21 protein-coding genes are annotated in these 18,957 nt (G+C 56.1%); 3 read left to right on the plus strand and 18 right to left on the minus strand.

All coding sequences use genetic code 11. From position 1 onward, the window contains the following. Positions 1-24: 24 nt before the first annotated feature. The 5 genes from GC165_02985 to GC165_03005 all read right to left on the minus strand — a co-directional run bounded on the left by GC165_02985 (position 25) and on the right by GC165_03005 (position 6,536). Positions 25-1,443, minus strand: coding sequence for a diguanylate cyclase (locus GC165_02985; protein MBI1331824.1), 1,419 nt, complete (start codon positions 1,441-1,443; stop codon positions 25-27). Positions 1,444-1,516: 73 nt separating this feature from the next. Then, positions 1,517-2,419 carry a hypothetical protein gene (locus GC165_02990; protein MBI1331825.1) on the minus strand — a complete coding sequence of 301 codons (903 nt, stop codon included), beginning with the start codon at positions 2,417-2,419 and terminating at the stop codon, positions 1,517-1,519. Positions 2,420-2,690: 271 nt separating this feature from the next. After that, positions 2,691-3,842 carry a hypothetical protein gene (locus GC165_02995; protein MBI1331826.1) on the minus strand — a complete coding sequence of 384 codons (1,152 nt, stop codon included), beginning with the start codon at positions 3,840-3,842 and terminating at the stop codon, positions 2,691-2,693. After that, positions 3,839-5,473, minus strand: coding sequence for a DUF1573 domain-containing protein (locus tag GC165_03000; GenBank protein MBI1331827.1), 1,635 nt, complete (start codon positions 5,471-5,473; stop codon positions 3,839-3,841). The genes GC165_02995 and GC165_03000 overlap by 4 nt, the downstream gene beginning before the upstream one ends. Positions 5,474-5,477: 4 nt before the next feature. Beyond that, positions 5,478-6,536, minus strand: a complete 1,059-nt coding sequence (locus tag GC165_03005; protein ID MBI1331828.1) for a peptide chain release factor 2 — start codon at positions 6,534-6,536, stop codon at positions 5,478-5,480. Between the two features lie 203 nt (positions 6,537-6,739). Here GC165_03005 and GC165_03010 point away from each other — a divergent pair, with 203 nt between their 5' ends. Then, on the plus strand, positions 6,740-8,869 hold the full coding sequence (locus GC165_03010) for a S8 family serine peptidase (protein ID MBI1331829.1): 2,130 nt from the start codon (positions 6,740-6,742) through the stop codon (positions 8,867-8,869). A 66-nt stretch (positions 8,870-8,935) separates the two neighbouring features. Here the strand turns inward: GC165_03010 and GC165_03015 are convergent, their stop codons facing one another. The 13 genes from GC165_03015 to GC165_03075 form a co-directional block, all read right to left on the minus strand. Further along, on the minus strand, positions 8,936-9,223 hold the full coding sequence (locus tag GC165_03015) for a hypothetical protein (GenBank protein MBI1331830.1): 288 nt from the start codon (positions 9,221-9,223) through the stop codon (positions 8,936-8,938). After that, positions 9,213-9,620 carry a flagellar export chaperone FliS gene (gene fliS / locus GC165_03020; GenBank protein MBI1331831.1) on the minus strand — a complete coding sequence of 136 codons (408 nt, stop codon included), beginning with the start codon at positions 9,618-9,620 and terminating at the stop codon, positions 9,213-9,215. The genes GC165_03015 and fliS overlap by 11 nt, the downstream gene beginning before the upstream one ends. 53 nt (positions 9,621-9,673) lie before the next feature. Further along, complete coding sequence (locus GC165_03025; GenBank protein MBI1331832.1) at positions 9,674-10,108, minus strand: hypothetical protein; 435 nt, start codon at positions 10,106-10,108, stop codon at positions 9,674-9,676. A 13-nt stretch (positions 10,109-10,121) separates the two neighbouring features. After that, positions 10,122-10,877 carry a type I methionyl aminopeptidase gene (gene map, locus GC165_03030; GenBank protein MBI1331833.1) on the minus strand — a complete coding sequence of 252 codons (756 nt, stop codon included), beginning with the start codon at positions 10,875-10,877 and terminating at the stop codon, positions 10,122-10,124. Further along, positions 10,878-11,522, minus strand: coding sequence for an adenylate kinase (locus GC165_03035; GenBank protein ID MBI1331834.1), 645 nt, complete (start codon positions 11,520-11,522; stop codon positions 10,878-10,880). A gap of 75 nt (positions 11,523-11,597) precedes the next feature. Further along, the gene (secY, locus tag GC165_03040) at positions 11,598-12,998 is read right to left on the minus strand and encodes a preprotein translocase subunit SecY (protein MBI1331835.1); all 1,401 of its coding nucleotides are present in this window, start codon (positions 12,996-12,998) and stop codon (positions 11,598-11,600) included. Next, on the minus strand, positions 12,995-13,438 hold the full coding sequence (locus GC165_03045; protein MBI1331836.1) for a 50S ribosomal protein L15: 444 nt from the start codon (positions 13,436-13,438) through the stop codon (positions 12,995-12,997). The genes secY and GC165_03045 overlap by 4 nt, the downstream gene beginning before the upstream one ends. A 2-nt stretch (positions 13,439-13,440) precedes the next feature. Then, positions 13,441-13,773 (minus strand): 50S ribosomal protein L30, encoded by a 333-nt coding sequence (gene rpmD, locus GC165_03050; protein ID MBI1331837.1) that lies wholly within the window; start codon positions 13,771-13,773, stop codon positions 13,441-13,443. After that, positions 13,760-14,320, minus strand: coding sequence for a 30S ribosomal protein S5 (locus tag GC165_03055; protein ID MBI1331838.1), 561 nt, complete (start codon positions 14,318-14,320; stop codon positions 13,760-13,762). The genes rpmD and GC165_03055 overlap by 14 nt, the downstream gene beginning before the upstream one ends. A 15-nt stretch (positions 14,321-14,335) precedes the next feature. Then, positions 14,336-14,689 carry a 50S ribosomal protein L18 gene (locus GC165_03060; GenBank protein ID MBI1331839.1) on the minus strand — a complete coding sequence of 118 codons (354 nt, stop codon included), beginning with the start codon at positions 14,687-14,689 and terminating at the stop codon, positions 14,336-14,338. A 15-nt stretch (positions 14,690-14,704) separates the two neighbouring features. Further along, the gene (locus tag GC165_03065; GenBank protein MBI1331840.1) at positions 14,705-15,271 is read right to left on the minus strand and encodes a 50S ribosomal protein L6; all 567 of its coding nucleotides are present in this window, start codon (positions 15,269-15,271) and stop codon (positions 14,705-14,707) included. Continuing rightward, positions 15,271-15,666, minus strand: a complete 396-nt coding sequence (gene rpsH / locus GC165_03070) for a 30S ribosomal protein S8 (GenBank protein MBI1331841.1) — start codon at positions 15,664-15,666, stop codon at positions 15,271-15,273. Before rpsH ends, GC165_03065 begins: the two co-directional genes overlap by 1 nt. Before the next feature lie 19 nt (positions 15,667-15,685). Beyond that, positions 15,686-15,979, minus strand: a complete 294-nt coding sequence (locus tag GC165_03075; protein ID MBI1331842.1) for a 30S ribosomal protein S14 — start codon at positions 15,977-15,979, stop codon at positions 15,686-15,688. A gap of 212 nt (positions 15,980-16,191) precedes the next feature. On the opposite strand from GC165_03075, the gene GC165_03080 reads away from it, so the two are divergent. Both GC165_03080 and GC165_03085 read left to right on the plus strand, forming a co-directional pair. Continuing rightward, positions 16,192-18,045 carry a hypothetical protein gene (locus GC165_03080; protein ID MBI1331843.1) on the plus strand — a complete coding sequence of 618 codons (1,854 nt, stop codon included), beginning with the start codon at positions 16,192-16,194 and terminating at the stop codon, positions 18,043-18,045. A gap of 2 nt (positions 18,046-18,047) precedes the next feature. Further along, entirely contained in the window at positions 18,048-18,638 is a 591-nt protein-coding gene (locus GC165_03085; protein MBI1331844.1) for a redoxin domain-containing protein, read from the plus strand. The last annotated feature ends 319 nt before the right edge of the window (positions 18,639-18,957 follow it).

Genomic DNA, 18,957 nt, shown 5'->3' on the forward strand with positions numbered 1-18,957 from the left:
TCAAAAGCGCAGATTATTCTGAAACTACTCGGCCAAAAACGCAGAAATTACAACCAGCCCGACGGTGTCGTCGAGGTCGCCGTTTGCCTCAGCCTGAGCGGTGATGTCGCGCTCGACTCCGTCTCGCAGAGCACGAACCCGAGCCGTCACCAGTTCGGTCGATCCCGCCCGCTCGATGTTCACCGAATCGATGGTCACGCGGGACTCGGCGAACGTCTTCTCGAGTGCCTTACCGGTTGCGATCGCGATGGACTCTGCCCGCGAGTGCCCCATCTTCGGCGAGACGCCGACGGCGAGTTTTCCGGCATACTTGACGACCACATAGGTGAGACTGCCCGGCTCGTCGTCGGCCTGAATCGTTTCGATCACCGGAGCCTCGGTCTGCGCGACCGGGGCCTGAGTTTCGACCACTGGTTCGACAACGTCTTCAACGACGGCTTCCGAATCAATCTCTTCACTCACAACCGGATCAGGCTCAGGGACCGTAGCCTGGGTTACCCTCTCGGTCGGTACCGCGGATGCAGCTGGACCACCGGTATCGCTATCGGGGCTTTGTGGTGTCGTCGCCACCGCGACGGGTGCATTCTCCGACTCGCGCTGGGGCACCTGCACCACCGCCATGCCAAAGCCTTCCTTTTTCGCCAAACAGTCGCGACTCGCTAAATTCACAAGATCATCGACGTTCGATGGGATGTGGATGTCATGCCGCATCTTGGTTCTTTTTCCACCATAGATGCCAATCGTGAACGTAACCGGCGAGCCGATGTGGTCGACGGCCAAGCCCTCGCCGTAGTCCGTGAGGCGATTCATCAACTCTTCGGCTTCTTCGCGGGGACGGATAGTAGCGATGGCAAATTCATCACCACCGTAGCGAACCAAAATGTCCTGAGTCGGGTCAATCTTGGTCTTGATGTGTTCCGCCGCCCGCTGGATGACTCGGTCGCCGATGACGTGCCCGTACTGCTTATTGAAACTGCCAAAGTGGTCGAGGTCGATGAACAGCACCGCGATCTCCGCATTGTGCTCCAGCTTATCCACGCCCCACTCTCGGAGCGCGTCGCTCCACGGAAGCTCGGTCATCGGATCGTAGGATTCTCGAAGCTTGCCGAGCAGACTTCGCGCGGTGACGATGGCGAAGTATCGGCCGCCCTTCACGACGGGAAGATAATCGACATCGCTCTTGACCAATTCACCCGCCGCGTCTCGAATAGTGATGTCGGCCTGAAGCGGCGTAGGCGCGTTCGCCATCACATCACGCACCTTGGTCGAGACATTGGCGCCGACCAATTCGACGGCCGTGATCCAGCCAATCAGGCGATGTTCGGAGTCGACGATGCCTAGCGCGGGGACCTTATATCCATCCATCAAAATACGTGCAGTCGTAGCCGTTTGATCGGCATCCAACCACACATGAATCAATGGAAGGGATTCAAGGGTGTACATATTGGTAGACAGCGTCCGAACCTTATTGTATCGGGCTTGTACGCTCAGTTCCCCCTGTAGGAATACTAGTTTCCTAGGCCAGGCGAGCCAAAATCGACTCTGTGCACTGATGAGTTAGACGCGCGACGGACGCATCCGTTCTCACCACTCGCGCAACCTTACGAGCGTTTTGGTAACAAAGGGTGGGGTCGGTTTCAAGATAATTGGCAACCGACGATTCGCATAAACCCGCAACATCAATCATTAAATAACATGCCAATTCTACACCGTCGAGCTTGGGTTCGCGTGCGACCGCTTCTTGCGCTCCTCGAAAAATTCGATGGCGCAAGTCCCAATGGGAGTTGTCGGCAAAATAAGGGTCGAGCAGACCGCATCCCTTCAGCACTTGGTGCGAATCGGACCAGTCGTTCTTGGCCAGCTTCAGGCGTCGAAGCGCGCCCGCCACCACCCGCCCATTACCCAACAGCTTCGCGCCGATGATTCGGGCAAAGGTGTCGGAGATGTTCAGCCGCTCGACTCGTGCCAGGTGCTGAACCAACGACGTTCGTTCCGTTACGTCAGGGTCCCCGATCGTCTCTAGGCACCACTTGCGTGGCGCGGGCAAGACACCGGCGATGCGTCGGTCGCGATTGCCGGCCGTGAATGCCACGAGTGTCGGACGGTTGCCGCGCACCCGGCGATCGAGGGCGAGGCGCAAACGCAGGCACTGTTTCGGCTTACCAAACACGTCCTGACAGTCGTCGAGGATCAGCGTTTTTTCCAGTCCAATCCGCCCTTCCATCTTCAGAAACTGCTCGGCCGACATGCATTCGACCGCAGCGGTTCCGTGGGCGGAAACATAGCGGTGGGCGGCGTTCAACAACAAGCTCTTGCCGCAACCGGACGGACCGGTGAGCGCTACAAACGGCTGATGGTCGGTGGCGAAAAGGAGGCTCGCTTCGATGGCTCGCACATTACTGTGAAGCGGCGCGATCATCCTGAATCCGCTTTCCTCCGCCGGGAGAACAAGGGCCGATAATCGGCTCTCGCCCGCAGGCGTTTGTACGCTGTGTGTTACCATCCTCCAACCAAGAAATGAATGCCCCCTCAGAACGTCATGCTCTGGAGGGGCTCAGTCATTGTGAAGCCTTGAGGCACTCAGGTCAAGGGCTGAGATTCGCCGGAAATACGGATTGATTACGCCACAAAGCTCTCGATTTCGAAGAATTCCTTCGCTTTTCGATATTTATTCACATTCTGTATTTTTGCTAGTGCTTGATCTTTTTCCAGTACAACTGAAAGTTGAATTTTGGGCTGTTACTCGGTGTGTGGCAAGAGAGGCACTTTTGCTCCGTGACCTTGGGAAGGTGCACGGCTCTTGGGTTTCGCGCGTGCTCTCGACCTGCGCCGTGGCACGATTCGCACCCCACCTGCGCCAGCGCTGGTGTCTGTTGGTAGAAGAACCCCTTGGTTGAGTCCAACCCGACCACATGGCACCCGACGCAGTCGGGGTCGGCTTGGTGGCCTTCGTGTTCTAGGCTCTTGTACGCGCCTGCATGTCGGGTGGTCAGATACTGGTGGTACACGACTCCGTGACAGCTTCGACAGTTCTTCGATCCTGCATAGTCGTCGTCCTTGTCCCGAGGCACCTTGTCGATCAGTCGCTCGTCTGTGACTCGCTTCAGGTAGTAGCTATAAATCTTGTCCGCCTTGGGATCGTTAGGAATCGACGCTTTAAGCGTCTCGACCTTGGCCGATACAAAGCGCCCATCGCGAAACGTGGCGACAACCACGCCGCGAAGGTTGGACCCCGGCGAGACTTTCGCGCCGTTGACCGTCGGTATGCCCTCGGAGGCAAAAACCTCCAACTGATGGCTCTTCTTGATCTGGTCGAGTTGGCCTGCAGGACCATCGAAGACCAAAATATCGGAGTCCTTTTCGGCACCAAAATCGACCGATTGGTTGTCGGCGGTCGTAACCCTGAGGCCGTGGATGGTTTTTTCGTCCATCGTCGGCTCATCGGGACCCGGAAGAGGCGTGAGCCATTTTGTGCCAGAAAGCGGCGATCCTGAGGCCAGCAAACCGGCTCCCTGCTGTCGGTCGCGCCGGGTGTAGGCTACGGCATCGACCCCCAGGTCGCCCATCAACTCGGCATACGTTTCTACTTTAAGCTGAGATTGCCGCCCGGGTTCGTCGATGATATCGCCGGTATCGATCCACACAACCGATCCCCTGGTTTTCGCCGCGCGCACGATGGTGGCCAGGCGCTTCAAGCCTCCGCTCATCGGGCTCGTGCATCCGCACGGCGAGAGATGTCCTCTCGCGCCGCCGGAAATGATGACCGTCACATCGGTCGAGCCGCCGCCCGAAAAGCCGGCCCCGAAAAGCGCGAGACCAGCCACGGGCAGCAGAAGCTTCATACGCCGCTAGTTTGGACCGGAACGCGAATCGTTCCCTGCTTGGGATCGTCGGTCTCGATCACGATTTCCGACTTGATCTTATGCAAAGGTGCATTCCCATCGTAGGTGACCTTGATGAAGTACTCAGAACCGCTCAAGCGGTCGTTCCGAACAACCTCGAAGCTCAGGTATTTGGAGTCCGACGATATCTTTTTGATGGCAAACGGACGACCCGGTCGAGTAAGAACGAAGTTCGACTCAGTTCTGCCCTTTGGTGTGCCGAAAAAGACCGTCTCTGGCAGGCTCACGATTCCTTTCTGAAGGTAAAGGTTAACCCGCATAATATTCAACTTGGGGTTATCCGTCTTCATGTACATTACGGCCGACATGCGCCCGAACAATGCCCCGGCATTGTACTTGCTGGAATCCACTGTGACTTTGTAACCCCTTACGTGCTGGGACCGCCCTGGCGTCAAGTAGTTCGAGGTCTCGCCATCGAATGGCTCGTAAGTAGCGGACAGGTCAGCCCCTACCGCGACGACGTTGAGAATCTTAAAGATGTTCTTTTCGACTGAGTTGATGTAGAACGTAAACGTCTTGTTCGAACCATCCATATAGATGGTGTTCGATTCAGGGAATACGACCTCGGATCGCGGACTGACGGAAATGCTGACGGGAATAACCTTGGTTGTCAAATCCGGGTCATTGGTCATGAGAATCAGATTGTGATGAACGTCGCCAACGAGCTCAGATGTATCGAATACTCCTGTCAAGAGTGTTGATTTTCCGGGAGCCAAGGGAGACTCGACGACGCCAGAAATACACCCGCAATCACCTCGAACAAAGAGATCGAGCGGTGCGTTACCTTTGTTAGTGATCACCATCTGCGACCTGCCCTTATCGCCTTGCAGGACGGGTTCGAACGAGAGAGAATCCTTTTCGATAGTGACGCTCGGCTCACTGACTGGGATCGTGCCTTTCTTTTCGACTGCCTGACGAATCAAATCGGAAAGCGTGAGAATGCGTCGAATTGCCGTCGTCTCTTGGGAAGTAACCTCCGATGGGCTGGCCATCGGACCGTCGTAACGGCCCATCGCAGTTCCATAGATCGGATCGGGACCCAATCCATAATATCGCCCAAAAGTAAACAGGGCCTCGTTGTAGACGTCGCGGCCCAGAACCGGTTGAAGTTTGGCGCCTCGTTTGAGCCCAATCACGGCTTCGACGAAGGGTTGGCTAGGCTCGGTTGCCAAAAACCACGTGGCACCAGCAACCATATCCTCATTTGGAAGTTTTGCGAGCGCAGGCTCAAAGCTGAAAGTAACATCCGCGTTCTTGGTTGTGACGGCTTGAACCTTTAGCTGGCGGAGTGAAAGCTTCTGCCAAGTTTCGGCTGCAGAAGAAATTGCCGCTTCGAATTCAGCCTTTTGGTTCATGTCCAACTTTTCGGTGTTGAGTCGATAAGTAAGGGTCGACTTCGGCAGCAAACCCGAGAGCTTCCTGGCGGTCACATAGTCCTTGCCCGCCAGCGCCTTGCTAATGTCGATGATCGTGTGATGCAGTTCGGACGAGGTCCCGATCGGCACCGTATAGTCCGGCTTCGTGTCAGGGATTTGGGCAAGCGTCGCCAATACAAGCGAAGTAATGATCATTGTCTTATTCTATGTAAGCGTCTTCCGACGGCTTTTGTTTCAGATAGGCCTCAATAAATCCGTCAATATCGCCATCGAGCACGGCGGTCACGTTGCCGGTTTCGTGGCCAAGGCGGTGGTCTTTCACCATCGTATAGGGTTGCATCACATAGCTCCGGATCTGTCGGCCCCACGCCGCGGGACCTCCATCACCCTTCAGTTCGTTGATTCGATCCTGCGATTGGGCCTTCTCTAGCTCCATTAGACGCGCGAGCAACACCGACATTGCGCTGGCTCGATTCTTATGCTGACTCCGTTCGTTTTGGCACGTCACGACGATGCCGGTCGGGAGGTGCGTGATGCGCACGGCCGACTCAGTTTTGTTGACGTGCTGACCGCCCGCGCCACCCGCGCGAAGGGTATCGATCTTGAGGTCGTCGGGGTTAATGGCAACCTCGGATTCTTCGATTTCGGGAAGAACCTCGACCTTGGCGAACGACGTGTGCCGACGGGCTGCGGCATCAAAAGGTGAAATGCGGACCAAACGATGGACGCCATGCTCCGACTTCAGAAACCCGTAAGCATTGTTGCCCGAGATCAGCATCTGCACCGAGCGGTAGCCGACCACGTCGCCCGGCGTTTCGCTGATGATCTCACACTTAAAGCCTTTGCGTTCGGCCCACCGCGCATACATGCGCTGGAGCATCGATGCCCAATCGCACGCCTCGCTGCCGCCGGCTCCGGCGTTCACTTCCAAAAGAGCGTTGCGAGAATCGTGCTCGCCGTTTAGCAAGGTTCGAAGCTCGTAAGCGTCGAGATCGACGAGGAACTTTGCCGCAAGCGTATCTGCCTCGTCCTGAAGAGAAGCATCGGGCTCAAGGGAGAGCATTTCATAGAGCTCAGCGACGTCACGTTCCGTCTTATCAAGTTCCGCGAACGGGTTCAGAATATCTTTGAGCCGACTAAGTTTCTGCAGGACTTTGTTGGCTGAAGAGGGATCTTCCCAAAATTCTTGTCGTGACGACTGGGCTTCGAGTTCAGTTATTTGTTTGCGTAGCGAAGGCAGGTCAAAGATGACCTCCAATAGCGTCTAGGCGCGGACGTGCCTTGGACAGCGCTTCATGCTGCTCGAGAGTTAGCATGGAGAGAATTCTACCAGTCCAACCTGGGACAATATGCCTGAAATACCTCAGAATTCAAGTCGAATGCGTAATTGAAAGACTAATTTAGCAGACCAAAGTACGCTATATCTGTTAGACTGGAATTTAAGCATATTTTCGGTGCCTTATGACGAAACAGAATCATTTGAAATTCCCAATCGTCGGATTGGGTGCATTGGCAATGGCTGCGGTTGCGAGCGCTGCTCCGCAAAGTCCCTCCCGGCTTGTCCCTATGCCCCATACCGTTTTGCCGGTGCTTTCGCAAAGCATGCCTTCCTTCGTGAAGGCGCTTTCGTCGGGAGGCCGGTTTGAAGTAGCTATCAGTCTCAAGCCTTCGGATCCGACTGGGCTCCAGGCGTTTGTCGATGCAGTGAGCGATCCGAAGTCGGCGATGTATCGTCAGTTCATTTCTCCAACCGAAGTCGGCAATCGATTCGGTGCTTCGGTGAAGGACATCTATGCGGTCAAGACCTTCCTGTCCCGTGGTGGTCTGACCATCACCCACGTTGGAAAGGACGGCATGACGATTGCAGCCCTGGGCACGCAGGCGCAGATGGAAGCGCTCTTCCAAACGACGATTAGCAATTTCACGGTGACGGACGAAACGGGAACCGTGACCTATCGAGCCAACACCACTCCGCTCTACGTTCCTGCAACTCTCGTCAATAAGATTCAGAGCATCGATGGCATCGAGACCTACTCTCGACCAAAGCCGCGAACCACCATGCTCACACCCCCGCTGACGCGACAACTTTATGGAGTTGCACCGCTCTTTGCGGCGAATTGGCAGGGTCAAGGCCGAACGGTTGGAATTTCAAACTGGGATGGATTCGATCTTAATAACGGAAATCTCTTCATCACTCAATACAACCTTCCGACCCCGTCTGCCGGCCCAATGACCAATGTGTCAGTCGTTAAAGTTGGTACCGGCAGCCAAAACAATGGCGCTGCGGGAGAAGGCGACCTAGACTTCCAAATGGTTTTGGCCGTTGCGCCGCTCGCTAATATCGTTATCTATGACGGTACAGGCGGCAATATCACGACTGTCCTTTCGACCGAAGCGTCGGACAACGTCGCCGACGTCCTAACCGAGAGCTACGGTTGGTTCCTCGGTGCCGCTACGGCGGGTGCTTGTCACAACACGCACCTTGCGATGGAAGCTCAAGGCATGACCTACATGGCGGCTTCGGGTGACAGCGGAACTGACCTCGAGCCGTTCGACTACCCAGATTACGATCCAGAGGTGCTGTCGGTTGGAGGTACCGACGCGACGACCGACAATCAAGGCAACCGCGTCGATGAGCAGACTTGGGGACTCCAGTTCGGAAGCGGCGGCGGAAGCGGCTGGTGCGTGAGCGCTGGCGCGGATGGTTCGGCCTTCAACGTTCGTCCTAGCTGGCAGGTTGGCAACGGCGTTCCTACCACGATCAACAAGCGAATGGTGCCGGATGCCTCGCTCCATGCGACCGACTACGCCATCTACTATAATGGCGGCCTGATCCAAATTGGTGGAACCAGCGCTTCATCGCCGACCTTTGCTGGAAGTCTGGCCGTCTGCGAAGGAAAGCTCTTTGCGGCAACCAACAAGGCACGACTCGGTCGGCTCCAAGACAGAATCTACGCGCTGAACGGTCGATCCGACGTTTGGTTCGACGTAACGACCGGCTTGAGTACTGGACTTCTTCCGAACGGAGCCTCGGCTGACCCAACTGTCGGCTGGGACTTCCCAACCGGTTGGGGTGCCATCAACTTCGACAAATTCTTCCAGACCCTGATCGGTGGGGACCAAACGCCATTCTATGCGCAGGCCGTAACCACGGTCGCGGGAACGAGGCTCAATGGAACCCATTCTAGTCTGGATGCCGTTGACGGAAACATCTACTCGATCCGCTCCACGCTTATCAAAGGTCTTGGGCAAGTCGGTGGCTTCAATGCCGTCTACGTCAGCCCATTCACGAACATTTCTTCGATGTCCCTTACGTTTACGGTTGCTGGACAGCGAGGTGCATCGGCGATTGTGTCGCTGCTGAATGTGAACACCGGGACCTTCGAAACGGTGACGACGATGGGTCTGACTGGCTTTGGTCAGACAAAGACCCTTAGCCTGAGTTCAAGTCAGATCGCGTCCTATGTAAGCAGCACGGGCAATGTGTCCATGATCATCCGTGCGGTCCTCCCGTCGCGGTCGGGTATCAGTCCGGCTCCTTTCACATTCCAGTGTGACAAGGCAGCGTTCGCGGCGGCGCCGACGAGCTAAGTTCGCCGGTCGAAGCAAAAAAATGGCCCTGTCGAATATCGACAGGGCCATTTTTTCTTTGTCTGCTTAGGACGCTTTGTAAAGGCTGGCGACCTTTTTGCGGTTCGTCAGGACTCGAATCTCTTGTCCAATCGCGGACTGAACGCGCCGAAGCGCGGTATCGAGTCGCTCCTCGGCCGATTTGAGCTGAGCCGCTTCGGCCTCACTGACCGTCACGCCGTGCTCTTGCCACTTCTGGAGAAGCTCTTCGCGTCGGCGGATCAGGGCATCCAGATGCTCAAAATCTTGGTCGAACGCAGCTTGTTCGGCGGAAAGCGTAAGGATGAACCAGGTTGAAATATCGTCATGCTGCATTTTGAATAAGCTCCGGATTCTGTTTGGTCATTTGCTCCAACTGGTACCAGCCGTCTCGCAATTCGCTCATCGTTCGCATCGCGTTGTCGATCTTGGTCGGGTCGTCATGAATGTTGCCCTCGACCAGTTCGTTGACCACAAACGTGTAAAGGCTAAGTAAATTCTTGGCAATTTCACCGCCTTGCTGGAGGTTGAGAGTGCTCATCAATTCGACGACGATCTTCTGCGCCCGCTGAAGCTTGAAATTCTGCGTCTCCAGGTCCTTCGCCGCCATCGCGCGCTTGCCTTCCTCCATGAACCTCAGCGCACCGTCGTAGAGCATCACGACGAGCTGCACCGGCGACGCGCCCATCACCGCGTTCTGTCGATATGCTTGAGCTCCCTTCCCGTATCCCATCTGTAGTGAGCCGGCGACACCGTCGGCAATATTAAGATCATCGGAATATTGGGCTAGGATTCTTCACGGTCCAGGCGCTTGTTTTTCAATAAAGGAGTAAGACTCGCTACGGCGCCGATGATAAACCAGGCCAGGGGCACCAAATACATGGTCGAATCCAGGTACTCCGTCGGCTCGCCAGTTTCGGCCAAAGCCTTCGCGATCGTCTGCTGGAGATGCAGGAACCAGTAGGCCGCACCGCAGGCGAAACCACCCAAGGCGCCAAAGCCCGGAGCGATCCCAAACCGACGGACGACCGGAAAGGTGATGACGACCGTCACCGCCATAGCAGTAAGGAACATCCGCATCAGGCCTGCGCTCGTGTTGATGTCGTGGTTCGAAGTCCCGCGAATGGTGCAGACGATGATAGGCACGATCAGGTCAACGAGTGCGATGCCTCCCGAGAGGAGGCACCCTCCCAGAAGTTCCTTGTCTGGATCGCGACTCATATCGCTAGCTTAGCTAATCTTCGGTGGTCAGAATCACTGGCCCTGCCTTGGTAATGGCGACCGTGTGCTCAAAATGCGCCGCGAGTTTACCATCAGCCGTGACTACAGTCCAGCCATCGCTCAGTGTCTTGACCTGATAGTCGCCTTCGTTGATCATTGGTTCGATGCAGATCGTCATTCCTTCCCTTAGTTTTTCTCCCTTTCCGGGTTTGCCGAAGTTGGGGACATTGGAAGGCTCTTCATGGACTCGCTGCCCGATACCATGTCCCACCAAATCTCGTACCACTCCGAACCCATGAGACTCAACATATTTTTGGACTGCGTGGCCGATGTCGCCAACCGTGTTTCCGGGGCGTGCTTTGGCGATTCCCTGCATGAGCGACTCTCGGGTGACATTGAGAAGCTTACGGGCAATTGGTGAGACCGTGCCTATCGGGTAAGACCATGCGCCATCGGCGTGCCAACCGTCTTTGTGGACGCCGAAGTCCAATGTGATGATATCGCCTTCTTGAACCACTTGGCTCGTAGGAATACCGTGTACGACGACATTATTGAGGGCGATGCAGGTGGCATTGGGATATCCACGGTAGCCGAGGAAACTGGGAATACCCCCTTCTTCGCGAATTAACCTATCGGCCAGCGAATCGAGGTCGAGAAGGGAGGTCCTACCAGGAACAATGGATTCCGAAACCTGGCGAAGCGTTTTGGCGACAATGCGCCCGGACTCCTTCATCTTAGCAATCTGATCGGGAGTCTTCAATAAGGGCATTTAGTTCGCCACCATCACAATATCTTTGTAAACCTCTTCGGCGTCGCGCGTCGCGTCGATGGCCGTAAGCATACCGAGATCGCTGTAGTATTCGACGACCGGCGCGGTGTTCTCACGGAACACGCGCAGCCTTTCTCGAATTGTCTCGGGTTGATCGTCGGACCGGACCACGATCGGGCTGTTGCAAACGTCGCAGTAGCCCTCGCGCCGTGGTGGTTTGTTGACCGAATGGTAAATCGCGCCGCACTTCGTACAGCCCATGCGTCCGCTCAGCCGCTTGACGATCAATTCGTCCGGAGCCTGAAGCGAGAAGACCCGCTGTAGCGGCATCTCCAGTTCGGTGAGGATCTCCTGCAGAGCGTCGGCCTGTTTGACCGTCCGTGGGAAGCCGTCGAGAATAAATCCATGCTTGCGAACCTCAGCATCGCGAAGGCGCTTGGCCATCATCTCGATGGTGACGCCGTTCGGCACCAGTTCACCGTGTGAGATGTACCGCTGAGCCAGACGTCCAAGATCGGTCTGAGCCTCGATCTCGCGGCGGAAGATTTCGCCCGACGAGAGCGTATGCACACCCTTGCGACTGGCAAGAAGCGCGGCCTGAGTCCCTTTTCCAACTCCCGGCGGTCCGATTAGGATGATTCTCATTCTCTTAAAAGTGGTATCGGAAAAATGAACAAAGACCTCGCCTTTTGGGTGAGGTCTTTGGAAAGATTCGCGTGATTACTGATCGTATTGCTTCATCAGCAGGTTGGCTTCGATCTGGCGCATCGTTTCGAGCGCGACGCTAACCAAGATGAGAAGCGAGGTTCCACCGACGGCACCGACGCCGTAGTTGTAGCTAAGGCCGGTCAGCGGAGGCATTACGTACTGCAGGAGTGCAATGGCGGCGATGAAGAACGCACCGACGAGGGTGAGCTTGGAAATAATGTCGTCCAAGAAATCCTTCGTCTGCTTTCCGGGTCGCACGCCGGGGATGATCGATCCGCCACGCTTCAGGTTGTTGCTGATGTCTTCCACGTTGTACTGGATCGCGTTCCAGAAGTACGAGAAGAATAGAATCATCACCAGGTAGATCACACAACCGATTGGGTTGATCGGGATCGAGAATTTGCCAATCACAAACGGCTGGCCCGGGCCAATGAAATTGCCAACCTTATTGAGGAAGCCACCGATCGGCGTTGGCGTCGGTAGGTTTCCACCTAGCATCTGACCGAACTGAGACGGCATGTAGATGATCGCCGAAGCGAAGATGATCGGAATAACGCCCGCCATCAGGAGCGAGAACGGCAGGTAGCTGGTCTTGCCACCGACCGCCTTAGTGCCTACCATTCGGCGCATGTGCTGAACCGGAATTCGTCGCTGAGCCGAAGTGAAGTGGACAACCAACCAGGTTGAGACCAGGAAGATCACCAACAGGAGAACGACCTGCCCCGGGTGCACAGCATGGTCGCTGAGAGCCTTCCAAAGCTTGGCGCCTTGGTAGGGAAGGGCGATCATGATACCGGCGAAGATCATGAGCGAGACGCCATTACCGATACCCTTTTCAGAAATCTGCTCACCCAGCCAAAGCGTGAACATCGAACCCGCCGTCCAGAAGAGAAGGACGACTGCGATCGTTGCGAAACTGAGGTGCGTGTTGCCTCCACTCTGGATCATCTGAACGTATCCATAACCCTGGAATGCGCACATGATGAGCGTCAAGAGGCGAGTGCGTTGATTTTGCTTTTTACGCGCATATTCGCCGCCTTCCTCAAGCTCTTTCTTGAGCTGAGGAAAGGCCGACGAAAGAATCTGCATGATAATCGAGGCTGTGATGTACGGGTTCAAACCAAGCGCAAATACGGACAGACGGCGAAGGCCGCCACCACCGAAGGCATCGATCATCTGAAAGATGTACGAACCGCTCAAGTTCTTCATGACCGCTTCGCGGTCGATGCCAGGAATCGGGACGGGAATGTGAATTCCCAATGCGAAAACCGCGAACATGAAGAAGACGAACTTAATTCGAGCCCGAAGGTCGTCGTCTTCCCAAGCAAGTTTGAAAACCTGCGTTAGCGGGAGCGAGAGAGACTTGTCTCCCCCGCCGCCGCCTAGCGTGCCACCAAAGCCGCCGAAGCTCAAAGTGTTACGGCCTCTCCTCCGTTCGCTTTGATGGCCTCTTCGGCCTTACCACTGAATTTGTGAGCAGAAACCTTCAGCTTCTTGCTCAGAGTTCCGAACGCGAGAATCTTCACGCCGTCGACTCGGTTCAGGGAAATGATTCCCTTCTGCTCAAGCAGTTCCGGAGTGATTTCTGCGCCCTTTTCGAAGTTCTTCTCGAGATCGTCCAGGTTTACGATGGCGTATTCCTTGTGGTTGACGTTTCGGAAGCCCTTCTTGACCGGCAGTCGTCGGAAAATCGGGGTCTGGCCACCTTCAAAGTTCGGGTGGATTTGTCGTCGAGCCTTCTGGCCTTTGGTGCCGCGAGTCGCGGTCTTACCCATGCCGGAACCGATACCTCGGGCGATACGCCGCTTGCGCGTCGTACTGCCGGGGCTTGGACTAAAGTTGTGGAGACCCATGATTAGTTATCCTCTGCCTTCTTAGCCGTCTTCTTTTTGGGCTTTTCTTCAGACGCCGCGGGTGCTTCGGCTGTTGCAGCCTTGGCCTTGGTCGCCTTCTTAGGGGCTTCTTCGGTCTTGGCGGCAGCCGGAGCGGCGGCCTTCTTCTTCGTCGGCGAGCCTTCGACCTCTTCGACGTGAAGGAGTTCCTTCACGCGATGAACCATGCCGCGGATCGCGGGCGTGTCGTCATGTTCGACGACCTGGTTGATCTTTCGAAGTCCAAGGGACTCGACGACTCGACGAGTTCGCCACTGGTGGGCGACGGTGGATCGGACCAGCTTAATGCGCAGCATTGAACTCTTCCTCCTTTCGTGCCTTCTCCAGCCACGGGACCAGCGCGTTGACGTCCATCTCTCGTCGAGCGGCGACGTCTTCCGGGTTGGCCAGGCTTTGGAACGCGGCGATCGTGGCGTAGGCCATGTTGATCGCGTTTCGGCTGCCCAGCGACTTGGCGAGAACGTTGTGGATGCCCGCCGCTTCCAGGCAAAGGCGAACCGCGCCACCGGCCTTAACACCGGTACCGGGCGCTGCCGGTCGCAGAATGACCGAAGCCGTTCCGCTGACCGCGTTGATCGCGTGCGGAATGGTGTCGCCGATCATCGGGACCTTGAACATCGCCTTTCGGGCGGCTTCTTCGGCCTTGCGGATGGCGTCCGGGATGCCCCGTGCCTTTCCGAGTCCGAGTCCGACGCTGCCTTTGTTGTCGCCGACGACCACGAGGATCGACCAGCTGGCGGTCTTACCACCCTTGTGGGTCTTGAAAACCTTGTTGGTACGGATGATTCGCACGTCGAGCTGCGGCCCACCATCGGTGTTCCGGCTCTCGCGCTTTCCGCTCATTCGCATTTTCATGGTTTAAAACTCCAGCCCGGCTTCGCGAGCGCCATCGGCAAGCGAGGCGACGCGTCCGTGGTACTGAAAGCCTCCACGGTCAAAAATAACGGTCGAAAGGCCAGCCTTCTTGGCGCGCTCTCCGAGAGCGGCGCCAACCTTCTTGGCTCCCTCGATGTTGCCGCCTGCCTTCAGGTCTTTCTCTTTCGAGCTTGCGGCGACCAGGGTCTGACCGGTCGTGTCATCGATAATTTGCGCCGAAATGTGCTTCAGGCTGCGGAACACCGACAGTCGCGGCTTCTCAGGAGTACCGGAGACGCGTTTTCGGATTCGAGCATGCCGTGCAAGGCGCAGCGTTTGTCTTGTCTTAGTTGCCATAACTGAACGATCTCCTTACTTCTTCGCCGAGGCGCGCTTACCGGCCTTGAGCTTGATGACTTCACCACGATAGCGAATACCCTTACCCTTGTACGGTTCAGGCTTTCGGACCTTTCGGATGTCGGCGGCGACTTGGCCAACGAGGGCCTTATCGATACCGGAGACGGTGATACTGGTGGTTCGGGCCTTTTCATCGGCCTTGACCTCGAGCGTGATGCCCGCCGGTGCGTTGACGGTAACCGGGTGCGAGTAGCCCATGTTCAGAAGCAGGTTGGAACCTTGCATCGTGGCACGGTAGCCGACGCCGATGACGTCGAGCTGCTTGCTGTGGCCCTTGGTCACGCCTTCCACCATGTTGAACAGAAGCGTTCGGGCGAGGCCGTGCTGGCTTCGCGCTTCGCGCAGGTTGTTCGGTCGCTCTAGCATGAGCTTTCCGTCTTCCTGCTTGACGGTCAAAAGTCGGCTGATCGGCTGGTTGAGTTCGCCCTTCGGACCCTTGATGCTCACCACGTTGGTGGCTGCATCGACGGTCACGGTGACGCCGCTCGGAACCTCAATCGGTCGAATTCCAATTCGAGACATTAATACACCTCGCAAAGCACTTCGCCACCGATCTTGCGTCGGCGTGCTTCTCGGTCGGTCATCAAGCCTTGGTTGGTGGTCAGGATTCGGGTCGCGAGACCGTTTCGGAGCGGCTTAAGCTCGTCCATGGTCGCGTAAACCCGGAGACCCGGCTTGGAGACGCGCTTGATCTCATGGATGAGAGCTCGGCGTCGGTTGTCGTATTTGAGAGTGACTCGGATGTTCGGGAACTTGCTTTCGGTCGTGACTTCGTGGGCTTCGACGTATCCTTCGGCCTGAAGAAGCTTGACAATCTCAAGCTTGATCTTGCTGTGGGGGACGTCCACGCTCACCATCTTCGCCTGGCAACCGTTTCGAATGCGAGTCAATAGGTCTGCAATAGGATCACTGTGCATATTCTTATTTCCTCGTCGACTACCAGCTCGACTTGACTACGCCGGGCAGTTCGCCGCGGTGGGCCTTTTCTCGGAGGACCTGTCGGCAGACCCCGAAGAATCGGGAGACGCCATGAGACCGGCCCGTGATGGAGCATCGATTGTAACGTCGAGTCTTGAACATTCGGTTCTTAACTCGCTTCGCCGTGAAGGCGGCAAGGGCTTCATCTCGCTTATCCTTGGGGAGCTCCAAAATGGCTCGTTCTTCGGCCAGAAGCTTCTCCCACTTGGCGGATTGCACCTTGTGTTTTTCAATTAAGCATTGTTTCGCCATAGATTTTCACCGTTGTCGGGTAGGTATGCGTCGGAGGCGAATCCGGTCGTACGGTACCCGTGGTTGTAGCTGCCGTGAGACAGCCAACAAGAAATCATACCTAAAATCCGTGAATCTTTTCGACGTTCTTTGTCGTCGGGGCAACCGAACCGTAATTGTTTGATCTTTGCCTGAGCCGCGCGTTTCAGAAACCCGACAATTATCCCAGGCTTATGGATTCCCTACTGAATTGTCCTGAAAGAAGGATTTTGCGGCGCTTCTCGATTGAAGACTTCGAATTGTCAGTCCACCGTATCATGATTCCGCTTCTCTGGTTTCATGTCGTGGTCGGCTTCGGACTCGCCTTTTGGCACAACACGTTTCTCCCCGCGCTCTTCATCGGAGTTCCTGCTGCCGCTTTCCCAGCATGGCTGGCCAAGAAAAATCCCCACGCAACCCTGACGAAGTGCGTGATCGGCTCCGCCCTGATTATGTTCTCTGGACTGTTCATTTATCAGTCCCACGGCGTCACCGAACTTCACTTTCATATCTTTGCCGCGCTGGCCATCACGCTCGCATATCGAGACTGGCGCGTGACCGTCACGGCCGCCGCCGTTGGTGCGGTTCACCACCTCACGCTCGCTCTGTTGATGATGGCTGGCTTGCCCGCCTACCTTTACAGCACGGCGATGCACCCGCTTCTGCTCACGTTGATCCACGCGCTCTTCGTCGTCTTCGAAACGTCGATTCTGGTCAAGATTGCCCTCGACGGTCGTAAGGACCTGATTCGTATGGAAGATACGACTCGGGTCGGTGCCGCCCTTCGTGGGATCGACGCCGAGACGCTGCAGAAGTACATGCCTGCCGATGGCATGCAGAATATCGATTACGTTTTACGACACATCGTCGATCGAATCCAGGGTGTCATCGCTCTTGGCGATCAGGTTGTATCGCAGTCCGGTCGCATCTCGACGCTAACCGACAAGGTCGAAGATTCCGCTATCGAGGCAGGCCACCAGGTTGAGGACCTAGCTGTCAAAGCCGCTGAAATTCAGCAACACTTCCGCCACCAAGCGGGTGCCATCGGCGAATTCTCGTCCGCGATCGAGTCGATCTTTACCCAGGCAGAGCGGATTCAAGAATCGAGCGATCTCCAAAAGAGCACGGTCGGCCAAGCCGCCGAAGCGTTGGGCTCGGTCGAACTTTCCGCCGCCAACACCTACGAGACGGCAGAACATGCTCAGGAGTCCGCCCAAACCGTCGCCAAGCGAACCACCGACTTTGTCGATTCGCTGGACGAGTCGATGCTCAAGGCTGAGGGCAATATCCAGGGTCTGACCGAGTTCGCCAACCAGATTCGTTCCTTCGTCGACATTATCGACGGCATTGCCGAGCAAACCAACATGTTGGCCCTTAATGCGGCCATCGAAGCGGCCCGGGCCGGTGAGGCCGGACGCGGTTTCGCAGTCGTCGCCGACCAGGTTCGATCTCTCGCCGAGCAATCGGCCCAGTCGTCCGCCGAAGTCAACCGCTCGGTGCAGAACATGATTCAGCGCATCAACGAAGTGGTCGAATCATTCAGCGGCAGCAAGGGCAAGAAGGGTCTGCGATCCGAAGCACGAAGCGTCGTCGAAGAACTTGCCACCTCGGTTCGCGATCTGTGCGAGCACTTCGATACGGTCCTGAGCAACTCGCAGCAGGTTCAAAAGGAAACCGGAAAGCTTTCGGTCCATATGGACTCGATTCTTGAAATCGTGGAGCGAAACAGCATGGCGATCCACGAACTCGATGCCGTTGGTACCGAACTCAGGGCGAGCGTCCACGAGCAGGTCGAATCCCTGCCGGTCGTCGAAGCATCAGTGAACTCCATCGAACATTCGGTGGCCGAAACCAAGACGTTCATCGGAACGGTGGCGTCCATCTCGACAAACGCCAAGAACGCGGCGGCCGAAGCGAAAGTCTCGGTTAACGGTCAGCAGGAATCGCTGTTCGCGATCCAAGAAGGTTTCCGTTTTGCTTTGCACGACATCGAAACCTTGGACGACGATAACACGATCGACCTGAGCTCTTCGCTTGAGGCGGCGTAGCCGTGAAGTACGGACTTCTCACATTTCTGTGGGTAGTTCTGATGGGGGGAGCTTTCTGGAAATACGAAGGCTCCTACCTGATCCCTCGCCAGAAGGCGGCAGGAGCTTTGGCGCCGATTCCAACCCACGAAAAGATCGATGGCATCGACCTCTCGGCGTACGATGGCAAGATTCTGCTCATCAATTTTTGGAACCCCGATTGTGGCTGCTCGGAGTTTGCCGAGCCACATGTGAAGCATCTTGAGGAGAAATTCTCAAACCAGGGCGTCTCCTTTGTGACTGTAATCGTCACCGATCACGAGGGGGCCGAGTCGGGTCTCCAAAAGGCTAAAGACCATCATCTGCCCGGCAAACTGGTCCTCGATGCCGACGGCAAAATCTGCAAAGATTTCGATATCCTCGCCGCTCCGGCGGCGGTCGTGTACGACCGCTCAGGCAAAGCCGTCTATCGCGGGTCGTACAACATCGCGCGGTTCTGCAACAACGAAGACAGTGCGTTTGTGGAGCAAACGCTGGATGCGATGATCTCGGGCAAAGGCAAGATCAAAGAGAGCTTGCCGTTTTACGGTTGCCACACCATCGTTTCCAAGTAAGAGCCTTGGAACGCTCCCTCAGGGCTGAGGCATAGACTGGCCCCTCGAACAGCTTACCAGAGGTCCTGAGGGTAAATGGCGTTTAGAGGCGCCGCCAATTCACCCTTAGGCAAAGTGGCTGACTCTCATAGCTTGACATCCCTCGCCGTACAATAGCAGTAATCCATGGGTTACGAGATTCCTCCTTCAAAAACAGCAAAAGTTTGCGTTAGTACAAACAACTGCTTACAGCGACTTCTTTACACCTTCGATCATCGCTGAACTCGATGCCATATCGGCGGATCTGGAGACTGGTGGACCTTCGTTTTCACTTGAGGAA

The sequence above is a fragment of the Armatimonadota bacterium genome (genome assembly GCA_016125185.1).
GTDB lineage: Bacteria > Armatimonadota > Fimbriimonadia > Fimbriimonadales > Fimbriimonadaceae > Fimbriimonas.